Origin of the sequence: Enterobacter cloacae complex sp. 6730903 (assembly GCF_048283985.1) — a bacterium.
GTDB lineage: Bacteria > Pseudomonadota > Gammaproteobacteria > Enterobacterales > Enterobacteriaceae > Enterobacter > Enterobacter hormaechei_C.
Map to the genome: position 1 here is coordinate 1 of NZ_JBLVXX010000216.1, position 289 is coordinate 289.

Genomic DNA, 289 nt, shown 5'->3' on the forward strand with positions numbered 1-289 from the left:
GGGTCTTGGGGCGGTGTTTACCCCAACTGGCTTTGGAACACTTTTGGCCGAAGGCAAAGAAACCCGTCATATTGATGGTAAAGACTATGTGCTTGAGTATCCGATCAAGGCTGACTTTGCCCTGATTAAAGCCTATAAGGGCGACCGCTGGGGCAATCTGGTTTACCGTAAATCTGCACGTAACTTTGGCCCGATCATGGCCATGGCTGCTGATGTCACCATTGCCCAGGTTTGTGAAGTGGTTGAACTGGGCTGTCTCTTATACACATCTGACGCTGCCGACGACTAA

Annotated in this window: 1 pseudogene; it reads left to right on the top strand. The window is 50.5% G+C overall.

Annotation, left to right across the window (positions count from 1 at the left end):
• Positions 1–259 (top strand): annotated as a pseudogene (locus tag ACNQ0W_RS25645) (3-oxoacid CoA-transferase subunit A); the annotation flags it as partial.
• Between the last annotated feature and the right edge of the window lie 30 nt (positions 260–289).